The 20,751-nt window shown below is 69.5% G+C and carries 16 protein-coding genes and 3 pseudogenes; 13 read left to right on the top strand and 6 right to left on the bottom strand.

From position 1 onward, the window contains the following. Positions 1–112: 112 nt before the first annotated feature. Positions 113–1,054, bottom strand: a complete 942-nt coding sequence (locus D1369_RS01190) for a LysR family transcriptional regulator (protein ID WP_007386978.1) — start codon at positions 1,052–1,054, stop codon at positions 113–115. Positions 1,055–1,181: 127 nt separating this feature from the next. Between D1369_RS01190 and D1369_RS01185 the strand changes: the two genes are divergently transcribed. The 9 genes from D1369_RS01185 to D1369_RS01145 all read left to right on the top strand — a co-directional run bounded on the left by D1369_RS01185 (position 1,182) and on the right by D1369_RS01145 (position 9,121). Then, entirely contained in the window at positions 1,182–2,174 is a 993-nt protein-coding gene (locus D1369_RS01185; protein ID WP_205574453.1) for a fumarylacetoacetate hydrolase family protein, read from the top strand. Next, on the top strand, positions 2,171–3,130 hold the full coding sequence (locus D1369_RS01180; protein WP_118082198.1) for a cyclase family protein: 960 nt from the start codon (positions 2,171–2,173) through the stop codon (positions 3,128–3,130). Before D1369_RS01185 ends, D1369_RS01180 begins: the two co-directional genes overlap by 4 nt. Positions 3,131–3,153: 23 nt before the next feature. After that, complete coding sequence (locus tag D1369_RS01175) at positions 3,154–4,287, top strand: FAD-dependent oxidoreductase (RefSeq protein WP_007386981.1); 1,134 nt, start codon at positions 3,154–3,156, stop codon at positions 4,285–4,287. Next, positions 4,284–5,360 (top strand): amidohydrolase family protein, encoded by a 1,077-nt coding sequence (locus tag D1369_RS01170; RefSeq protein WP_007386982.1) that lies wholly within the window; start codon positions 4,284–4,286, stop codon positions 5,358–5,360. Before D1369_RS01175 ends, D1369_RS01170 begins: the two co-directional genes overlap by 4 nt. Positions 5,361–5,385: 25 nt before the next feature. Then, positions 5,386–6,324 (top strand): VOC family protein, encoded by a 939-nt coding sequence (locus D1369_RS01165; protein ID WP_007386983.1) that lies wholly within the window; start codon positions 5,386–5,388, stop codon positions 6,322–6,324. Between the two features lie 106 nt (positions 6,325–6,430). Further along, positions 6,431–7,402 carry a fumarylacetoacetate hydrolase family protein gene (locus D1369_RS01160; protein WP_007386984.1) on the top strand — a complete coding sequence of 324 codons (972 nt, stop codon included), beginning with the start codon at positions 6,431–6,433 and terminating at the stop codon, positions 7,400–7,402. Further along, complete coding sequence (locus D1369_RS01155) at positions 7,399–8,205, top strand: SDR family oxidoreductase (protein ID WP_007386985.1); 807 nt, start codon at positions 7,399–7,401, stop codon at positions 8,203–8,205. The genes D1369_RS01160 and D1369_RS01155 overlap by 4 nt, the downstream gene beginning before the upstream one ends. Positions 8,206–8,444: 239 nt before the next feature. After that, complete coding sequence (locus D1369_RS01150; protein WP_037904067.1) at positions 8,445–8,897, top strand: DUF5707 domain-containing protein; 453 nt, start codon at positions 8,445–8,447, stop codon at positions 8,895–8,897. Further along, on the top strand, positions 8,897–9,121 hold the full coding sequence (locus D1369_RS01145) for a hypothetical protein (RefSeq protein WP_037902566.1): 225 nt from the start codon (positions 8,897–8,899) through the stop codon (positions 9,119–9,121). The genes D1369_RS01150 and D1369_RS01145 overlap by 1 nt, the downstream gene beginning before the upstream one ends. A gap of 8 nt (positions 9,122–9,129) precedes the next feature. Here D1369_RS01145 and D1369_RS01140 read toward each other — a convergent pair whose 3' ends face one another. Next, positions 9,130–10,152, bottom strand: coding sequence for a LacI family DNA-binding transcriptional regulator (locus D1369_RS01140; protein ID WP_007386988.1), 1,023 nt, complete (start codon positions 10,150–10,152; stop codon positions 9,130–9,132). A gap of 499 nt (positions 10,153–10,651) precedes the next feature. Between D1369_RS01140 and D1369_RS01135 the strand changes: the two are divergent. The 3 genes and pseudogenes from D1369_RS01135 to D1369_RS01125 form a co-directional block, all read left to right on the top strand. Then, positions 10,652–10,942, top strand: a pseudogene (locus D1369_RS01135) (DUF6192 family protein); the annotation flags it as partial. A gap of 2 nt (positions 10,943–10,944) precedes the next feature. After that, positions 10,945–11,364, top strand: coding sequence for a hypothetical protein (locus tag D1369_RS01130; protein ID WP_007386990.1), 420 nt, complete (start codon positions 10,945–10,947; stop codon positions 11,362–11,364). An 82-nt stretch (positions 11,365–11,446) separates the two neighbouring features. Next, positions 11,447–12,330, top strand: a pseudogene (locus D1369_RS01125) (IS5 family transposase). Here the strand turns inward: D1369_RS01125 and D1369_RS01120 are convergent. Further along, a complete protein-coding gene (locus D1369_RS01120; RefSeq protein ID WP_237557708.1) occupies positions 12,327–13,157 on the bottom strand; it encodes an aminoglycoside phosphotransferase family protein in 831 nt (276 codons plus the stop codon). The pseudogene D1369_RS01125 and the gene D1369_RS01120 overlap by 4 nt on opposite strands. A 213-nt stretch (positions 13,158–13,370) precedes the next feature. Next, a pseudogene (locus D1369_RS01115) lies at positions 13,371–14,817 on the bottom strand (NF041680 family putative transposase). Between the two features lie 138 nt (positions 14,818–14,955). Here D1369_RS01115 and D1369_RS01110 point away from each other — a divergent pair. Then, positions 14,956–15,393, top strand: a complete 438-nt coding sequence (locus tag D1369_RS01110) for a glutaredoxin domain-containing protein (protein WP_007386994.1) — start codon at positions 14,956–14,958, stop codon at positions 15,391–15,393. A 282-nt stretch (positions 15,394–15,675) separates the two neighbouring features. On the opposite strand, the gene D1369_RS01105 is transcribed toward D1369_RS01110, so the two are convergent. Both D1369_RS01105 and D1369_RS01100 read right to left on the bottom strand, forming a co-directional pair. Beyond that, positions 15,676–16,812: a cellulose binding domain-containing protein gene (locus D1369_RS01105; RefSeq protein WP_007386995.1), complete on the bottom strand. Its 1,137-nt coding sequence runs from the start codon at positions 16,810–16,812 to the stop codon at positions 15,676–15,678. Positions 16,813–17,101: 289 nt separating this feature from the next. Further along, positions 17,102–20,017: a glycoside hydrolase family 48 protein gene (locus D1369_RS01100; RefSeq protein ID WP_007386996.1), complete on the bottom strand. Its 2,916-nt coding sequence runs from the start codon at positions 20,015–20,017 to the stop codon at positions 17,102–17,104. Between the last annotated feature and the right edge of the window lie 734 nt (positions 20,018–20,751).

Genomic DNA, 20,751 nt, shown 5'->3' with positions numbered 1-20,751 from the left:
CGGGCTGAGACGACTATGGGCCAGGGAACAGGTCATGCCTAGCCCCCATCCGATCGATATCGAAGATGCGGATCATCCAGGGCCTGGATGGAGGGGGCTGAAGGCGTCGCCGCTAGCTCGATGGGACGGCGGCGGGTGGGCGGGGTTCGGACGGCGCCAGTTCCGCTCCCACTCGGGCCGCGGTCTCGCGCAGCCAGATGTGGGCCGCGTCGTGGGTGTGCACCGGATGCCACCACAGCGCCTCCTGGAGAGGGACCGCCCCGTACGGCGCCTCCATCCGGCGTACGGCGGCCACCCCGCTCAGAAGCTCGGCCAGACGCTGTTGCACCAGGGCGATCCGCCGGGTTCCGGCGACCAGGAAGGGCAGCGCCTGGAAGCTGTCGACGGAGACCTCGACGTGCGGTTCGATGCCGAGCATGCTCAACTGCCGGGCGGCCGGGGCGTCGTAGGTGCGCTGATAGGCGACCCAGGGCAGGCGTGCCAGGTCGTCCATGGTCAGCTGGTCGCCGACCTCGTCGTTGGTCTCGGCGACGAGGAAGACCCAGCGGTCGGCGAACAGTTCCACGGCGGGGAATCCGCTGATGACGCCGTGCGGCATGAACAGTCCGTCGGCCGTGCTGAGCAGCGTTTCGGTGTCCTCCGTGACGTCGCCGGGCGTCCGCTGGAAGCGCAGCCGTACCCCCGGGGCCTCGGCGTGCACCCGCTGGGCGAGCTCGGCGCCGAAGACGCTGAGCGCGTAGTCGGACGTGAGCAGGGTGAACTCGTGCTCCTCGCTGCCGGGGGCGAAGTCGGCCCTGCTGGTGAAGACCCGTTCCAGCAGGTCGCAGGCGGTCGCGGTGCGGTCCTGCAGGGCACGGCCGAGGGCGGTGAGTTCGTACTGTTTGCCGGCGCGCGAGATCAGGTCGTCGTCGAAGTGGCGGCGCAGGCGTGCCAGCGCGGCACTCATGGCCGGTTGGCTGAGCCCGACGCGTTGCCCGGCGCGGGTGACATTGCGTTCCTCCAGCAGGGCCCGCAGGGACAGGACGAGATTGAGGTCGAGGCCGGAGAGGGACACGACGCCTCCAGAGCTGGGCCGCCCGAAGTGACATTTATCGAGCGGATGATCAACATCTTAAGAATCTATTTCCCAGATTACTGCTGAGGCGCCAGATTGGTCCCACCGCAATCTGGAGGACATTCCCGTGAAACCCGCAGCCGCTTCCGCGTCCTTCTCCGGACCCTTCGCCCTCGGCTCCCTCTCCGCGCCGGACCAGGCATCCTTCCCCGCTCTCGTGATTCCCGGGGGACGCGTGCTGGATCTGCGTGCGGCCCTCGCGGAGCCCGCCCTGACGACCCGGCAGATCTTCGAACGCTGGGACGTCCTGCTCCCTCGCCTGCACGAACTCGCGGCCGACCCCACGGCCGCCTGGCGCCCCTTGGAGGGCCTGCGCGTCCAGGCGCCTGTCGAGCCCCGCCAGGTCTTCCAGTCCGGCGCCAACTACCGGCAGCACGTGATCGACCTGGAGGTCGCCCACCGCTCGCCCGACGATCCGCGCACGGTCGAGGAGGCGCGTGCGGAGATCGCCGCGATCATGGACCGCCGGGCCGCCGAGGACCTGCCGTACGTGTTCATCGGGCTGCCGAGCGCGATCACCGGTCCCTACGACGACGTCGTGCTCCCGTCCTGGGCCGAACAACCGGACTGGGAGCTGGAGTTGGCCGTCGTCATCGGTAGGCCCGCCCAGCGCGTGCCCGTCGAGGAGGCCCTGGAGTACGTCGCCGGGTACACCATCGCCAACGACCTCACCGACCGGGCCACGGTCTTCCGCCGGGACATGAAGGCCATCGGCACCGACTGGCTGCGCTGCAAGAACGCGCCCGGTTTCACCCCGCTCGGGCCGTGGATCGTGCCGGCCGAGTCGATCGCCGACCCGGGCGATCTGCGGGTGACCCTCAAGCTCAACGGCGACACGATGCAGGACGAGTCCACCAAGGACATGCTGTTCGGGGTCGCGCGGCTGGTGTCGTACATCTCGCAGACCGCACAACTCCTGCCCGGCGACCTGGTGTTGACGGGCAGTCCGGCCGGGAACGGCATCCACTGGGGCCGGTTGCTGCGCGACGGCGACGTCATGGAGGGCTCCGTCACCGGGCTCGGCGCGCAGCACACCCGCTGTGTGGCGGAGGTGCTGTGAACCGACACGACCCCGAGGGCGCGATCGCCGAGGCCGCCAAGGCGTACTCCAACTGGGGGCGTTGGGGCGCGGACGACGTGCTCGGCACGCTGAACTTCCTGGACGAGGCCAAGCGCCGCGAAGGCGCGGCACTGGTCCGCCGGGGGGTGAGCTTCTCGCTGTCGCAGCGGTTCGACATGAACGGCCCGCAGAAGGGCTGGCGCCGCCGCACCAACCCGGTGCACACCATGCTGGACACCGGTACCGACGCCGCCCTCGGCAACCAGGGCTTCCCGCACGGCATCGGCGGCGCCGACGATGTGATCGCGATGCCGCTGCAGTGCTCCACCCAGTGGGACGGACTCGGGCACATCTTCGACCACGGCAAGGCGTGGAACGGCCGGGACGCCGCGACCACGGTCACCTCCGAAGGCGACCTCGTCACCGGCATCGAGCACATGGCGCCGTACGTCGCCGGACGCGGCGTCCTCCTCGACGTCGGCCGGGTGATCGGCGACGAACGGGGGGAGCTGCCGGACGGATTCGCGATCACGGAGGAGCACCTGGCCGAGACGGCTCAGGCGCACGGCGTGGCCGTAGGACACGGTGACCTCGTCGTCGTACGGACCGGGCGGCTGGCGCGCGCTCGCCGCGAGGGCTGGGGCGAGTACGCCGGCGGTGACTCACCGGGGCTGTCCTTCACCACAGCCGGCTGGCTGCACGCGAGTGAGATCGCCGCGATCGCCACCGACACCTGGGGCTTCGAGGTGCGGCCGAACGAGTTCGACGCCGCCTTCCAGCCGCTGCACCAGGTCGCCATCCCCAACATCGGCCTGCTGATCGGCGAGATGTGGGACCCCGACACCCTCGCCGACGACTGCGCGGCCGACGGCGTGTACGAGTTCTGGCTCACCGCCGCACCTCTGCCCATCACCGGAGCCGTCGGCTCCCCTGTCAACCCGGTCGCCGTCAAGTGACCCGCCCAACAAAGGAGTTGGCCATGGAATCAACGACACGGAGAGGGAGAGTCCTGGTCGTCGGAGGGGGCACCTCCGGCAACGCCGTCACCGTGCTGCTGCGCCGGGCGGGCATCGACGTCGACCTCGTCGAGGCAAGGCCCGACTGGAACGTACGCGGCTCCGGCATCACCCTCCAGGGAAACGCCCTGCGCGTGCTGCGCGAGATCGGCGTCTGGGACGAGGTCCGCGAGCACGGCTTCGCGTTCGACTCCCTGGGCCTGACGGCCCCTGACGGCACCGTGCTGCACGTCGGCGACGTCCTGCGCACCGGCGGAGACGACCTGCCCGCCACTTTGGGCATGCAGCGCCCGATGCTCCAGCGCATCCTCGCCGACGCCGTCCGGGCATCCGGGGCCACTGTCCGCCTCGGCACCACCGCCGAGATCCTCGCCCAGGACGACACAGCGGTGACCGTTCGCCTCAGCGACGGCACCGAGGGCCGCTACGACCTCGTCGTGGCCGCCGACGGCCTGAACTCCGCGACCCGCGCCGCCCTGGGCATCGACGCCAAACCCGAACCGACGGGCATGGCGATCTGGCGGGTCCCGGCGCCCCGCCCGGCCGGCGTGGAGCGCAGCGACCTCTCCCACGGCGGGCCCTGCTACATCGCCGGCTACACGCCCACCAGCAAGGACACGGTCTACGCCTATCTGGTCGAGGCCAGCCGCGACCGCGCCGCCGTCCCGCCCGAGTCGTACGCGCGGGAGATGCGCCGCCTCGCCGAGGGGTATGGCGGCGCCTGGGACGAGATCCGGGAGTCGATCACCGATCCGGCCCAGGTGAACTACACCTGCTTCGACCGGATGCTGGTGGAGGGGGCCTGGCACCGCGGGCGGGTCGTCCTCGTCGGCGACGCCGCCCACTGCTGCCCGCCCACGATGGCCCAGGGCGCGGCGATGGCCCTGGAGGACGCCTGGGTGCTGAGCCGGCTGCTGGCCGGCGATTCCGCGTGGGACACGGACCTGCTCACGCGTTACTACGAGCGGCGGATCGACCGGGTCCGGACGGTCGTCGACGCGTCCGTGCTGATCGGGCAGTGGCAGCTCGACGGGGTGCAGGGCGATGTTCCCGGCCTGATCGACGCCACGATGACCACGCTCAAGGAGCTGCCGTGACGGCCCACGCCCCGGAGCCCGGCGCCGCGGGACGTCCCCAACCCGGCCGCCGCTCTTCCTCGAACGCCGACGCGCCCCCTTCCCCGACCGTCGACGTACACGCGCACATCCTGATCCCCGAGGTCGAGGCCGTCGTGGCCGGGCTTCCCGGACAGGCCGAGGCCAGGGACCTGGAGGCCCGCCGCAACGGCCCCGCGTCGCTCGCGGTCAGCGGCCCCATGGTCCGCACGGTGTTCCCCAGGGCCACCGACGTGCGCCTGCGGCTGGCCGCGATGGACGCGCAGGGCGTGGACGTGCAGCTGGTCAGCCCCTCGCCGTCGCACTACCACTACTGGGCGGACGAGGAGACGGCCGAGAAGGTCTGCCGGCTCGCGGCCGAGGCCACGGCCGCGCACTGCGCCGAGGCGCCCGACCGGCTGCGGGGGCTCGGCCTGGTCCCCCTCCAGCACCCGCAGCAGGCTGTGCGCGCCCTCGACCAGGCCCTGGAACAGGGGCTGTTGGGCGTCGAGATCTCCAGCCACGCCCCCGGACGGGAGTTGTCCGACCCGGCGTACGAGCCGTTCTGGGCCCGGGCCGCAGCGACCGGCGCGATCCTCTTCCTGCACCCCTTCGGCTGCACGCTCGACGAGCGCCTGGACCAGTGGTACCTGTCCAACACCGTCGGCCAGCCCACCGAGAACGCCGTCGCCCTCTCGCACCTGATCTTCTCCGGGGTCCTGGACCGGCACCCGGAGCTGAAGCTGATCGCCGCACACGGCGGCGGTTATCTGCCCACCCACATCGGCCGCTCCGACCACGCCTGGTCCGCCCGATCCGACGCGGGTGCGAACTGCGCCCAGCTGCCCAGCAGTTATCTCAAGCGCCTGTACTTCGACTCCCTGGTCCACGACCCGCACGTCCTGCGGGCACTGATCGGCGCGGCCGGCCCGGACCGCGTCCTGCTCGGCTCCGACTTCCCCTTCGACATGGGCACCGAGGACCCCGTCGGCGCACTGCGCGCCGCACGCCTTCCCGACGCCGACTTCCACGCCGTCCGCGGCGGGAACGCGGCGGCCCTGCTCGGCCTGACCTGAACTCACAGAGAAGGACCCCCCCACCATGAGCGCATATCTGCTGACGCACCTGCGGCACGTCGACCTCGCCGTACCCGACTACGACAAGCAACTCGACTTCTACGCCGGTGTCTGGGGCCTGACCAAGGTGGTCGAGGACTCCGGTATCGCCTTCCTCGCCGCCGAGGGCAGCCCCGAACAGTACGTCGTACGCCTGCGCAAGGCCGAGGAGAAGCGCCTCGACCTGGTCTCCTACGGTGCCGGCTCCGCCGAGGACGTGGACACCCTCGCCGAGCAACTGCTGGCGGGCGGGATCCAGTTGATCTCCAGGCCGGGCAAGGTGGACACGCCCGGGGGCGGCTACGGCTTCCGTTTCTTCGACATCGACGGCCGCACCATCGAGGTCTCCGCCGACGTGGACGTACGGCAGCACCGCAGGATCGAGGAGAAGGAGTCGATCCCGGTCAAGCTGTCGCACGTCGTGCTGAACTCGCCGGACCTCGACGCGACCCGTGAGTGGTACGAGCGGCACCTCGGCTTCCGCCACTCCGACACGCTCAGCTCGCCGTACGTCGGCGATGTCATGCACTTCATGCGGATCAGCAACCAGCACCACTCCATGGCCATCGCCAAGGGCCCGCACACCTCCCTGCACCACGTCTCCTTCGAGATGCGGGGCCTGGACGAGTACATGCGCGGTTCCGGCCGGGTGATGCGGGCCGGGGTCCAGAAGATCTGGGGACCCGGCCGGCACCTGGCGGGCGACAACACCTTCACGTACTTCCTCGACCCGCACGGCAACACGGTGGAGTACACGACGGAGTTGGAGTGCCTGGACGAGGACACCTGGCACCCGCACGTCTACGACTTCTCCCAGCCCGAGGTCACCGACCAGTGGGGCACCGCCAACCCCATGAACGAGTTGGTCGCCAAGGAGTCCTTCAACGATGTCGACCGCGGCGTGTTCGTCGCACCGCCGGTCTGATCCCTTTCGACTCCGGGGACGCGGTGGCCCTGTCAACTGCCCTGACTCCCACGCCGCGTTCCCGGCCCCCATCGCCTTCCAAGATCGTCGGAGCCTGGAGCCGTGCATGCGTTTCGCCACCTATGAACACCGGGACCAGCGCCGGGTCGCCGTCGTGGAGGAGGACGGCACCCTCCTCCCGGTCCCCGGGGCGCGCTCGCTCACCGAGCTGATCGGTTCCGGCGACGGACTCGACGCGCTCCTGGACGTCGGCACCGCCAGTCTCGACGTCCCCCCGGGCCCCCATGTGTCCGAGGTGCGGCTCCTTCCCCCGCTCCAGCCGCCCACCGTGCGGGACTTCGTCACCTTCGAGGAACACGTCGAAGGGGTACGGCGTTCCGTGGACGGCGCCGGCGGGGTGCCCGAAGCCTGGTACGACGCCCCGACGTTCTACTTCACCAACCCGTACGCCGTCATCGGCGCCCACGACGACGTCCCGGTGCCGCCGGGCAGTGAGGTCCTCGACTTCGAGCTGGAGGTCGCCGCCGTCATCGGGCGGGAGGGGAGGGACCTGACTCCCGAGCAGGCGCGGGACCGCGTCATCGGCTACACGGTCTTCAACGACTGGTCCGCGCGAGACCTCCAGTCCCGCGAGATGCAGGTCCGCCTCGGCCCGTGCAAGGGCAAGGACACAGCCGCCACGCTGGGCCCGTACCTGGTCACCGCCGACGAGCTGGAGCCGTACCGCGACAGCGACGGTTTCCTGCGCCTGGCGCTGACCGCCCAGGTGAACGGCGAGGTCGTCGGCAAGGACCTGCTGTCCAACATGAGCTGGACCTTCGAGGAGATGGTCGCCTACGCCTCACGCGGCACCGTCGTCCGCCCCGGCGACGTGCTCGGCTCGGGCACCTGCGGAAACGGCGGTTGCCTCGCCGAGCTGTGGGGCGTCCGGGGCGCGCAGTCCCCGCCGCCGCTGAAGCCGGGCGACACCGTCACGCTCACCGTGGAGGGCATCGGCACCGTCTCCAACACCGTGGTCCCGGGCAAGGATCCGGTGCCCCTGCCCACTGCCCGACGCCGTACCCGGGAACGGCCGTGAACGCCCCGCACCCCGAGAGACTCCTCGGCAAGGTCGTCGTCGTCACCGGCGCCGCGCGCGGCCAGGGCGCCGCGGAGGCCGAGGCCCTGGCCCGCGAGGGAGCCCGCGTCATCGCCACCGACGTGACCGAGGCCCCCGGCTGCCGTCTCCTCGACGTCACCGACGAACAGCGCTGGGCACAACTCGCCGTCGAACTGCGGGAGTCGTACGGTCGGGTGGACGGCCTGGTCAACAACGCCGGCATCACCTGGCGCGCCCGCCTCGGCCAGGTGACCCCCGACGACATCGCCCGCGTCCACGCCGTCAACGTCACCGGCCCGCTTCTCGCCATCCAGCACCTGTCGCCGCTGATGCCGCCCGGCTCGTCCATCGTCAACGTCGGCTCCACCGCCGCGCTCACCGGCCACTACCCGGTCGCCTACACCACGAGCAAATGGGCGCTGCGCGGCCTGTCGAAGGCGGCCGCCACGGAGCTCGGTCCGCACGGCATCCGCGTCAACACGATCCACCCCGGCTTCATCGAAACCGAGATGACCGCCTCCGCCGCGCCCGCCTTCCGCGAAGCGAACATCCGAGAGACCCCGCTCGGCCGCACCGGCACCGTGGACGAGGTCGCCCCGCTGGTCATCTTTCTGCTGTCCGACGACTCCTCCTTCATCACCGGCGCCGACATCCCGGTCGACGGCGGCCTCACCGCGCACGGCGGCGTCAAGTCCATCTCGGACGCGCTGAGTTCGACTGCTGTTCGCCCGGCTCCTGCGAGTTCGGCTGCTCCGAGGCCGACGACGCGTCACAGCGGCTGACGGGGCCGCCGGCGGCCCTGACAACGGGCTCCGGCGCGGTTGTGGGGGTAGCGCTCACCCAGGCGGCGACATCGATCACCCTCGACGGGAGCTCGGCCGAGCTCACCAGAAGAACCATTACTCAGGCGGGAGTTGAGTACGCGTGCTCATACCCGGCGCTCGCCGCGCGGCCAGGATGGGTGCACGGCGCCGCCGAGAGCGCCGGTGTGATCCAACTGAACCTGTCGGGGGAACTTCTCATGTCGCGTCGTATCGTTCTGTCCGTGACCGCCGGTGTCGTCGTGCTCGGTGGCGCGGGTGCGTTCGCCCTCGCCTACGCCGGGGACCAGTCCCCGGCGCTGGCGCACAGCACGGCCCGCTACACCGCTCCCGACGGGGACCGGGCCGGCTCGTTCACCTTCACCACCGACGTCACGGCGTCCTCCGGTGTCAAAAGCGTGAAGGTGCTGGCCTGGCCGGCGAACTCGTCCTTCGCCAAGCAGGGGCTCACGGCCAAGGACATGGCCGCCGTGGAGTCGGCCGTGTGCAAGCCCTCGGGCGGGGACACCGAGCGATGCACCTACAAGGTCACCGTCACCCGCGCCGATGCCGACGCCTCCCAGCGGGGTCCGTGGCACGTGGCCGTCCTGGTCACCGCCAAGGACGGCGACACGACGCTGGACACCAAGGCCGCCGACTTCACGGTGGCGTGATGAACGAGCCGTGGCGGATGTCGGTCGACGGTGAGGAGTTCGAGGTCAGCCTGCCGGACGGCGAACCGGGCACCTACCACCTCACCTGGCTGACCGGACCCGACCCCCAGTACGGGTTCGGGTTCACCAGCCACCCTCCGGCACAGGTCGGCACGGAGCAGCTGGAGGAGGCCATCCGGGAGTTCCTCTCGCAGGTGGACCCCGACACCGGACACATCGAATGACCACCGGTTCAGGTCGAATCGCGCGCCACCAGCTCCGTACGGAGGATGACATGGCGGTAGGCCACCGACGGCTCCTCCATGTCCTCCAGGAGAAGGCGGATCATGGACCCGCCCATCTCCTCCAGCGGTTGACGTACTGTCGTCAGCCGTGGCTCGGTCCGCTGAGCCAGTGCGAAGTCGTCGAACCCGATCACGGAGACGTCCTTCGGTACGCGCCGTCCCGCCGTACGCAGCGCCTGCAGAGCCCCCGCCGCCGTGGTGTCCGACGCGGCGAGGACACCGTCGATCTCAGGGTGCCGCTCCAGCAGTTCCGCCATGGCACGGCGCCCGCTGCCCTCGCTGAAGTCGCCTTCGGCGACCATGGACTCGACACCGCTCAGACCGGCCAGCGTCAGCGCGTCCCGGTAGCCGCGCAGCCGGCACTGGGCGGCATACATGTCCAGGGGCCCCGTGATGGTGGCGATCGCCCTGCGGCCCCGTGACAGCAGGTGGGTGACGGCGCTGCGCGCACCGCCCACGTTGTCGGCGTCCACATAACTGACGTACTCGTCGCCCGAGCGGCGTCCCAGCATCACGGTCGGCAACCGTGCCTCCGCGAGCATGTCCGGCAGCCGGTCTCCCGCATGCACGGACATCAGCAGGACTCCGTCGACCCGGCCGCCGCGCGCGTACTCCACGAAGCGTTTGCGCTCGGAGTCCGAGCGGACCAGAGTCAGCATCAGCTGCATTCCGGTGTCCGCGAGCGCGTCACCGAGCGAACGGACGATCTCCGAGAAGAACGGCTCCGAGAACACCCGCCAGTCGGGCTCCGTCAGCACGAGAGCGACGGCGTCGGTGCGCCGCGACGCCAGGGAGCGGGCCGCGAGATTGGGCACGTACCCCAGTTCCTCGATGGCCTGCTGCACGATTCGGCGCGTCGAGTCCTTCACGCCGGCCGCGTTGTTGATGACACGGGAGACGGTGCCTCGCCCCACCCCGGCGTGAGCGGCCACCTCTTCCAGCGTCGGCGTGCCGGGGCGTTGCCTGCCCATGACCACCTCCCCCCACGAGATCACCGATCTCACGGACCGAGGAACGAGGCACACGGCTTCGCGCGTGACCCGTGCGGTGTCGGCCAACAGGGGCGTCGGGTTCTCGTGGTTCACGAATCATGACGCCAGGCGGGGGGCGGGGTCCAGGCTCTTCGCGATCGAAAGGTTGCGGGATCCGACACCGCTCACCGTGGCTCACTGCCTGTTTCTGATCCCCGGTTCTGAGTAGCCCTGGGCTCTACGCTGGCGTGGTGTCCGAGGACGCCGGGCGGGCCCGGGAGAGGAACTGTCGGGTTTGTGGTGACCGGCTGAGGCCGGGAGCGCGGCCCGCTGCGGTGTACTGCTCTTCGGCGTGTCGTGCCAGGCAGTGGCATACGGACCGGCGGTTGCGCAAGCGTCTGGCGGCCATGCGGGGCAGTGCGGGCGAGGCGGAGTGTCCCGAGTGCGGGGCCCGGTGGGTGGTCGGCGTCGACCGGCGTTCGAACGCCCTCTATGGGGCCGGCAGGCCCGCGAGCACTTCGAGGACACCAGCCCGGTCGCCCCCGCGGTCCGCAGCATCGACCGGACCGTGGAGTTCCTTGACCTGGTCACCGCCTGCCGCTACTTCGTCGCCTGCGCAGGCCGGGCGGTCCCGGGACTTCGCGACCGACAGCTCGGCGAGGACGAACGCACGATCGTGCACGAGAACGTTGCCCGGGTGCGGGCCACGCTGGACTGGATCGAGACCGCGGTGGACACCGGCCGGGTCGACGTGGACGAAGAGCTGGCCCGCATGCTGCGGCGCCAGTAGGCATGCCCCGTGCCTCGCGGCGCCGCGGCGAGGCCGCACAGCGGCATGCCGACACCCTGCGGTTCGTGTTGTTCGAGGCCAGACCGGCGGGGCTGCTGTTCCACCAGTTGGTCCGCGCCAGCGAACTGTCCCCGAGCCAGGTCAGAGCTGGACTGGCCGGCCTGCGCGACATCATCGCCGCCAACGGCTGGCCGCCGCTGATCTGGACCCGGGCCAACGGCTACCAGCTCGGTGCCGAGCGGCCCGCGCTGGAGGCATACGAACGGGCGGTCCTGGCCGAGAAGCTCACGGAGTTCCGCCGGTTCATCACCGGAACGGTCGCCCCGCACGCCGCCGCCCACCCGGGTGACAAGTGGGTCAGGCACATCGTCGCCCAGCTCAACTCCATCGAATCCACCCTCGACCTCATCGCCAGTAGCTGACCTCACCAAACCGGTATCCGCGGCCCTGCCTCCCCCTGCCATGCGGCGAGGCCGCGGACGCCCACCCATCCAGGGGCCCGCGATGCGACCACGCCGCTATCCCTCAGACACCACAAACGCCGAGTGGGCCCTGATCGAACCGCTCCTGCCGCCGCCGGCGTGTGAAAGCTCCTTCGGTGGCCGGCCGGAGAAACACCCCCGCCGCGAGATTGTGGACGCCATCCGCTACGTCGTGGACACTGGCTGCAAGTGGCGTGCTTTACCCGTGGACTTCCCGCCATGGCGCACAGTTTGGGGCTTCATGGCCCGCTGGGCCGCCGCCGGAGTGATCGGCCAGATCCGTGACCATCTGAGCCACCAGATCCGCCGCGATATGGGGAAGGGTCCCGAAACGGTGGCCACCGTGATCGACTCCCAGAGCATCAAGGCCGCCGAGACTGTCGGGAAGGACTCCCGCGGCTACGACGCTGGCAAGAAAATCAACGGACGCAAGCGCCACCTGGTCGTCGACACCCGCGGCCTGCCGCTGCTGGTCATGGTCACCCCTGCCGACCTGCACGACAGCCAGGCGGCCAAGGAAGTCCTCTTCCGCCTCCGCCTGATGCACCCCGAGATCACCATCGTATGGGCCGACTCCGCGTACGCCGGAAAACTGGTGACCTGGGCAAAACGCCATCTCAAACTCACCATCAAGACCGTCAGCCGCCCCAAGGACACCTCCGGATTCATCGTGCTGCCCGCCGCTGGGTCGTGGAACGCACCCGGGGATGGATCATGCACGTCCGACGTCACGCACGGGACTACGAACGCCTCGTCCAGCACTCCGAAACCTTGATCACCTGGGCGGCGATCACACTGATGACCAGGAGGCTCACCCGAGGCAAGAACAACCTCTCCCGCCTGCCAGCTACCCGCCCAGACTCGCGCACGTGGCCTGGAGCACCAGCTCAGCGAACCGCAGCCTAGGGCAGCCGCCGGTCTGCGTACCGCTCCAGCCACGCGACGACGTGCTCCACGTAGCTGTCGACGTTCGACAGGGGCTTGCCGCTGAGTACCGCGACGAGGTGCTCGACTCCGAACGTCCTGTCCCAGACCCGGGCGCGCCGGTAGGTCTCGCTGTCCACGGCTTGACGGACGTTCTCCCAGCCGTGCCAGGCCATGCAGGCGGCGTCGATCGCCGGGTCGAACGGCTGGGCCAGGTCCCAGTCCAGCACGCCGATCAGCTTGCCGTCCTTACTCCAATGGACGTTCTCGGCGCCGAGGTCACCGTGTACGAGACAGGCCGGCACCGGCTCCAGGGCCATCGCCTCTTCAAGGCGTCGCCGGCCCTCGTCTCGCCATTGTTGGGGCAGACGCGGGACGACGTCTTCGGCCAGGACGTCGGCCCACCCATGACCGCTCGCTTGCCCGCCTGGCGTGCCGAGCACGGCTTGTAGCTCCGGGGTGAGGGGAAGCTCCCGCAAAGCCCCGAGCAACTCGCTGATCTTCGCCGGATCACCCTCGCCCTCGGGCAGTCCGCTGCCGTCGACCCACGAGACGGCGACAGCGGCACGGTCACCGAACATCGTCACCGGCGTCAGCGGCTCCGGAACGGCGAACGGCAGTCCGGATGCCGCGATGACCCGCAGCAATTCCATCCGGCGCGGCAGCGTCTCAGCCGCGAACGGGCGTCGGCTGATCCGCACGGCTGCGACACCGGGCAATAGAACGACGTGGTGGTGGTTGCCGTGGGCAGAGAGGCGTGCTGTGTCCAGAGACATCCCTGGCATGAGCGCATCGACGATCTCCAGCAACTCGACAGAAACCTCGTCACTCACGTGCCAGCCTCCCTCTTTGGCAAACCCACCCGCCGTACGTCAGAGCCTGTTCGGGGCCGCTTCACTTTATAGGGCTGCCGTGACAGACCCATCCAGCCGACGGAGGCGGGAACCGGGCGGTGCGAAAGAGGCCTCCCAGCGAGATGACCCTGGCATGCCCCCTTCAGGAACAGGTACTCACCTTGTCTTTTAACCTCTGAGGCTGTCGCGCGTGGTGATGCTCTCGGGTCGCCTGGTCGTTTTCCCGACGTCATAGCGGGTCGTGGGGCGGCGGTTCTTGGAGCCAAGCGGCCTTGCTGGTCCGGGCGTTGAGTGTTTCGGTGCACGGGGCCGGGCAGGCGAGGTGCGGGCGGATGTTCCGAAACCCTCGGCGGACGCGGGCCGGGGTGAGCCGTGCGGGCTCGGTGGGCCTCTCCCAGGGGCGGCGGAGATCCGCCGCGGCTTCGCGGGTGAGCCGGAGCTGGGTGTGGGCAACGATCACGAGCCACGTCCAGCGGTCTCCGGCCTTGGGGGTGCGGAGCTTCGGCCGGGTCCACCCCAGTGTCTGCTTCATCAGCCGGAAGGTGTGTTCCAGGTCGAAGCGCCGGAGGAGCGCCTGCCAGCGCACGTCGACGTCCTCGCCGCTCAGGCTGGTGGCCGACGACCACAGCCAGAGCGGCAGCGGGTTGTGGCCACCGGGCAGACGGTCGACCTGGAGGCGGATCAACGTGCCTTCGATGAGCGGGAGTTCGCCGGTGTGGTCGATCCACGCGGAGCGGGTGGTCAGGCGGGGGTGGATGCGGTCCCAGGCCATCGCTCGGGCGGTTCCGTGCCGGTCGGTGACCTGCGCCGTGGCCGCGTCCGGATCACCCCAGGTCTCCGGCTTGGCGAAGCGGCACTCCTTGCCGTGCTTCGGCGGCCGCCCGCCCTGCGGCGGGGAGATCCACGGAACCGGGACGGGCTTGCGCATCACCCGGTCCGTGCGCATCCGGCCCAGGGCCTCCACCGGCAGCCCGGCCAAGAGGTGGGCCATGCGCGGGGCGTCGTAGCCAGCGTCGAACACGATCAGGATGTCCCGGTCGCCAGGGTGCCAGCGGCCCGTCTCGATGAGATCGATGACCACCCGGCGGACCTGGGCGGCGGTGACCGCGGCGACGTCGTCGGCCGGGCCGAGACGGACGGCGTCCAGCAGTTGGCACCAGGACGTCCGGCCCGATTCCAGGGCGGCGACGAACGAGTACGGCCGGCCGGGTACGAACTGGTCCGAGGACCGTCCGCTACGGCCGTAGACGTGGCAGAACAGGCGATCCGTGCTGGTGGGAGCGTCGGGGCGGAGCCAGTTGCTGACGTCGACCGCGAGGACCAGGCGCCCGTCAGCGGCCTGAGGCATGGGCAGGCCGGCCAGCACCTGCCGCAGACGGGGCACGTCGATGTTCCCGCTGTTCAGGGCGTCATACATGGCGCCGTGCCCGCGCCGGTGCTCAGCCACCAACGTCAGGTCCACCGGCGCTCTCACCGGCCCGTCCGCACACAGCAGCGCATCCGTGAGGTCGAACAGTTCGTCCCCGCGAGCGCTCAGACAGTCGAATAAGTCCTCCCGGAAGCGTGACGCTTTCGCGAACGCTTCCCCCGGAACATGATCAGGCAGCAGACTCACCTTCACGGCCTTCGTCGTGGTCACGAGCACCTTGGTCGGAGCACATGATCAGACGAAGGCCGTCTCAGCGTCCGGCGAACACCCAGGTGAGCGGCCCAGTTCGAGGAGCATTTCGACTCATCGATAGCCTGCATCACCATGATGCGCGCTTGGATCCTGCCGATGCTGCTTGTGCTCAGCGGCTCAGTCGTCGCGACTGGGCAGATCTTCAAGGGGAGCCCCGGCACAGCCGCAGCACTCCTGCTGGCGTTCCTCGCGCTCGCCGGCGTCAACTCGCCCCTGATCTTCCCGAGGTCGATCGGCGCGCTGGAGGCACAACGCCGCAGCGCGGTCGACGGCCGGCCGGTCGTCTTCTGGCGGCCGGGCTGCAAGTACTGCATACGACTGCGCATCCGGCTTGGCCGCAGCGCCCGCCAGCTGCACTGGGTCAACATCTGGCGCGACCCGGCAGGAGCCGCAGCGGTGAGGGCAGCCAACGACGGCAACGAGACCGTGCCGACCGTCGTCGTGGCGGGCCAGCCACACACCAACCCCCAACCCAAATGGGTGCGCGAACAGCTCTCCCCTTCCGCGTGATCAGAAACCGCGCCTCTCGGAGATGCGCCCGTAGACCCAAGCGGACAGAGGTTAAATGACAAGCTCACACCTCGTCGGTGGCGTACGAGCCGAGGTGCGAGCGGATCGAGGGGCTCATCGGCGTCATGCCCGGGCCCGTTCGCGAGCTCCCCGTCCTGGAGGAGCGCCGGGGCCCGCCCCGTCGTCACGGCGACAGGGCGGGCCTCCGGCTGGCTGGGCAAGGGGGTTTCAGGTGAGGCGTCGAGGTATTGACTTGTCGAGGTGTCGACTATTCCGCGGGTGTCATGCGGTGGCGCAGGCTGTTCCGTTGAGGCTGAAGGCGGCCGGCTTGGCGAAGCTGCCGCTGTAGGTGCCCTGGAAGCCGAAGGAGACCTGGCCGCCGGGCGCGATGGACGCGTTGTGCCCGACATTGGTGGCCGTCACGGTTCCTGACGACGGCGAGACGCCGGCGTTCCAGGCGTTGGTGATGCGCTGTCCCGAGGGCAGCGTGAACGCGAGGTTCCAGCCGTTGACCGGGGAGGAACCCGTGTTGGTCACGGCGACGTCGGCTGTGAAGCCGTCCTGCCAGACACTCGTGCCGTAGGTCACCTTGCAGGCGGCGGGACCGCTGGGGGTGCCGGGGCCACCAGGGGTGCTGCCGCCTAGGTTCACCGTGGAGGAGAACGAGTTCACGGCCAGGCCGGCGCCGTTCTGCCAGGGTTCGAAGCCGGCCTGAATGCTCGTCAGGTACCAGTTGTTCTGGGCGAGTCCGCGGGAGACGGCCTGCCGGACGAAGTCCATCACGTCGAAGTTCCAGCTGTCGATCGCCGAGGGCGCGACGAAGGACAGGACGTCGTTGCCGCCGTTGTTGCCGGACCACACCTGCCACTGGCGTCCGCCCACCGTGGCGGAACCGACGGGCGAGCCGACCGGCTGCACGGAGCCCACACGGTTGAACCAGATCATGATCTCGGTACGGTTCACGCCGTCGGTGCGGGGCGTCGGGTCCAGCCAGATGTCGTAGGCGGCATCGTAGGCCGCACCGCTCACGTAGCTGTAGGAGATGCCCGAGGGCGCGCTCGAGATCGAACTCAGCTGGGCCGGGAGGTTGGTGCCGGGCGAGCAGTTCGTGTAGTGGCAGCCGTTGAACACGGACGGGTACGACTTCGGGGCCCCGTTCGTCGGGACCGAGCCGTCGGCCTGGACGATCCTGAAGCCCGAGTTCGTGACGGAGATGCACTGGGTGGCGCTGGTGCCCCAGCGGTTGTTCTGCACGACGTAACGGCCCTGGATCGTGGTGCTGCCGAACTCCTCGCAGATCGTCGTGTCGGCCTGGGAGGCCGTGGCGCCGGTGAGCAGCGCGGCCAGCGCGACGAGCGTGGTCAGCAACGCACCGCAGAGCGCGCGCATCCTGCGGACTTGGTGATGTGACGGTTGCATGCGGGTCCTCCGCGCGGGTGGTGTGTGGGGGGCGAGGGCTTCTGCATGGGATTGGGAGCGCTCCCAACAAGCGATCTCGCAGGGACTGTAGGAGAGGATCATGTTCCTGACAAGGAGGTCGGCTCAGGTGTCTTGAAGTGATGTCCGAAGCCGCTGGTGGTGCGGCTGGATCGGGGCCCGCCGGATGGTGGGCCCGGAGTGCCGGGCGGCCCCCAAGGGGGCGGGGGCCGCCCGGCCGGGTGACCCCGCCGCCTGATGGCGGGGTCGCGCACGCGGCCTCAGCGGGGGGTTATTCGAGGAGTTCCGCGTACGAGCCCATGGCCAGGGCGATGTCCGCCTGGGCCCAGAACCGGTGGTACGTGAACGACGGCACCGCGCCACCCTTCAGATAGGCCTCGATCTTCGACCAGGCCGGGTCGCTCTTGTAGAAGGACCGGAGCGAGGCGAAGGTTGACGAGGAGTTGATGGTGTCCCCGTTCGGCATCGTGCCGCTGAAGCTGCTGGGGACGTACACCGAGTCGTCGAACCGGTTGTAGTCCGTCCGGTCCTCCGGCACCGCGATGCCCAGGCTGTCCTGGTAGTTGGTCCACATGCCGTCCAGGAGCGCCTTGGCCGTCGTCTTCGCCGCCGTGTCACCGGACTTGGCGGCGTAGTAGCTCAGGGTCTTGGCGTAGGCGGCGGCCACGCCGACGTCGTTGGTGTAGTCGGCGACGGTGACGTGAAGTCCGCTGTTGGCGCCGGGACTTGACGCGTTCCAGGTGTCGGGCTGGCCCGACCACTGGAGCGTGGCGGGGATCCGGTAGGTGCCGTCCGGGTTGATCGTGGTCTTGGACAGCGCCCACTTGACCCACTTGTCGAGGACCGCCTTGGCCTGCGCGTTGCCCGTCTGCTGGTACAGCTCGGCCACCCGTTCCATCGACCAGGCCTGGAAGCCGAACCACTGGTTGGACGGCGGGTCGTGGTAGACGGGCTGCTCGTCGTAGTACATGCCGTAGAACGTCGACTTCCCGGCCGGGGGAGGCGCGTAGCGGCCCGCCCAGCTGTTGGTCGCACCACCCGCGATCGCACCCTCGTCGGACTGCAGCCAGCGGTAGAACTCCAACTGCCGACCAAGGGACTTGGCCCAGTCCGACTGTCCCGTCGCCGACTTGGGCTTCAGGTCGGCGTAGGAGCTCAGCGCGTAGGCCGCGAGAGGGTTCTGGTAGCCGCCGTGCGCGTGGCTGGAGCCGATGCGCCAGGCCCAGCCCGCCGAGGTGTCGGTGGCGCCGCCCCACGCGTAGTACCAGGACAGCAGGTACATCGAGGCGTCCTTGCCGGTGCCGGCCGCACAGGTGGACGGCCCGACGCAGTTGCCGATCTTCTTGAAGTACTTGTCGTACATGGCGTAGCGCAGGTAGTCGCCCATCTTCGCGGCCTTGCCCACGGTCGCGGAGACGTCGGAGCCCTTGCCCTGCTGCTTGGCCCAGATGTCGGCCCAGTAGGCGGCCTGCACGGCCCGCGCGTCGGCGTCCGGGGCGTCGGTGAACTTCCACTGCTTGGCGTAGGAGGAGTCACCGGTGAACAGGTCCAGGTAGCCGTTCTTGCCGCCGTACTTGAAGGCGTCACACGTCGGCTGCGGCACCGTCTCCCACACCGACTCCTGCGCGCCGCGCTGGAAGGTGTTGATGTACGACGGTCCGGTGTCCGTGGGTCCCGCCTCGCACTTGCCCGGCGAGTTGCCGAAGCCGTAGACGTTGTCGACGTCCTGCAGCCAGTGCATGCCGTAGATGTCGTCCGTGCCGTACGCCGACTTCAGCTCACCGGCGAGCGGGTCCGAACCGGAAGCGACCGACGAGTCGAGTTTGGCCGGGTACTCGTTCGGGGTGTCCAGCTCGGGCGCGTAGGTGGCCGGCTTGGAGGCGTTGTAGAAGGAGTTGGTCGGCTGGTCGGCGTGCGTGGGGATCATGTACTTCTCCATGATCTCCCAGGCGCCGTTGAACTTGGACCAGTCACCTGTGACCTTGCCGTACATGGCCTGCAGCCACAGGAGGTAGCTGTACGCCTCCGACGTGGTCTCGTGGCCGTAGTCCGGCGCCTCGACGATCAGCGTCTCGACCGAGTGGTAGGGGATGCCCTCGGGGGAGAAGTAGCCGTTCGCCGGGTTGGTGATCTTGCCGTACAGATCCAGGAAACGGGCGTCGTACGCCTTCGTCGCTCCCAGCTGGGTCACGGTGACCGACGCCTTGGCGTGCCCGGGGGCAGTCGACTCGAAGGTCGCCGCTCCGGTGCCGGAGGAGTCGGCGGTGATGGTCACCTTCTGGGCGGTGTTCCAGTTCGACGGCGTGAAGGTGAGCGAGGCGCCGCCGGTCACCGACAGGCCGGTGTTGCCGCTCGCGCGAGCCGTCGTCACCGTCACGTTCGCGCTCGGCTGCTTCGACAGCCTCACCTCGTACGTGCCCGTCTTGCCCTGCTGGACGCCCAGTTGGGATGGGGTGGCGACCACGGAGGGACCCGAGGCGACCGTGATGCCGACCGGCGTCGACTCCGCGGAAGCGCCCAGGCTGTCGTACGCCTTGGCGAGCAGCGAATGACTGCCCACGGTCAAGCCTGAGGCCGAGAGCGCGTACGGCGCCGTCGTGTCCGTGCCCAGCAGCTTGGTGTCGTCGTAGAACTCCACCTTGCTGATGGTGGCGCTGTCCGCGGCCGCAGCCGTGGCCGCGAGCGGAACCGCCTCGCCCTGGGTGTAGACCGCGCCCGCTGCGGGGCTGGTCAGCACGGTGATCGGCGGCTGGTGGGCGCCGGTGCAACTGGTGCCGTTGATCGAGAAGTTCGTCGGGGCCGCGTTGCTGCCGCTGTAGCTGAACTGCGCCCCGGTGGAGGCGGACGCGCCCGCGGCGATCTTGGCGTTGTAGCCGGCGTCCTTCACGCTGATGTTCTGGCCGGTCTGGGACCAGGTGCCGTTCCAGCCGTTCATCAGCTTCTGGTTGCCCGCGTAGGCGTATGTCAGCGTCCAGCCGTCGATGGCGTCTGTACCGCGGTTGGTGATCGTCACGTCCGTGGTGAAGCCGGAGCCCCAGTCGTTCGTCTTGTAGTCCACGCTGCACTGAACGCCCGCCGCCCGCGCGGTCGTTGCGCCTGTGGCCAGCATCGACAGGGGCAGGGCCAAGGCTGTCGCCACGGCGGTCCACGCACGTCGAACGGTTCTGCTTCTGCGTCCGGGATCCATGAACTGGTTCCTCCTAGCGGCTCGAAGCTCGGGGAAGGACAAGTCTTGGCCAGTGGGAGCGCTCCCATCATGGGGATGAGGAGAGCGGCGGTCAAGCGGCTTGAAGAGTCGAAGACGCGAAAGGGTTTAGTTGAGAGGAAGTTCAGCCGTGCCTCTAGGCAACCGTGCCACTTGGCGCTACCTTCCTTCGCACCAGTGGGAGCGGTTCCAATCAGTCGACGCACCGTCACGGTGCGCCACACTGCAAGGAGTCGCTCATGCGACACCCCCCACGTTCATTTCTCCTGGCCACCGCGGGCGCCGACACACTCGGCGCCGTCGCGGTCGTCCCGATGATCCGGCCTCCGGGAGCGACGCGCCGCCGTATGGCGGAGAGCGCGGTGGCCGATCAGCGGGACCACGGCTTCCAAGGATCGGAGCTGACCAGCAACCCCCCGTGCATGCCCAGCAGTTGGCGACCCGCTGTCGGTTCTTGCCGACGGGCGCGCCACGAATGACCGCTGGACGGACTGCGTCGCGACCGACGCGAGTGTCCGCTCAGGCTCCCCAGCCGCTTGAGCGGACGCCCGCAGCGCACCGACGAAGCCCGAATGCACGGGTATCGGCGGCACTACCCGTCGACCGCCGAGTGGGGAGCGCTCCCAAAACGGGTCCACCTGCGTCCCACGCCGGGAGCGTCGGGCCCACCGGCGTATCCCAGAGCGACGGTACGCCGTGGAGCGAGCTCCTCAACG

This window comes from Streptomyces sp. CC0208 (assembly GCF_003443735.1).
Lineage (GTDB): Bacteria > Actinomycetota > Actinomycetes > Streptomycetales > Streptomycetaceae > Streptomyces > Streptomyces sviceus.
This window is presented reverse-complemented; position numbering and strand designations above follow the sequence as displayed.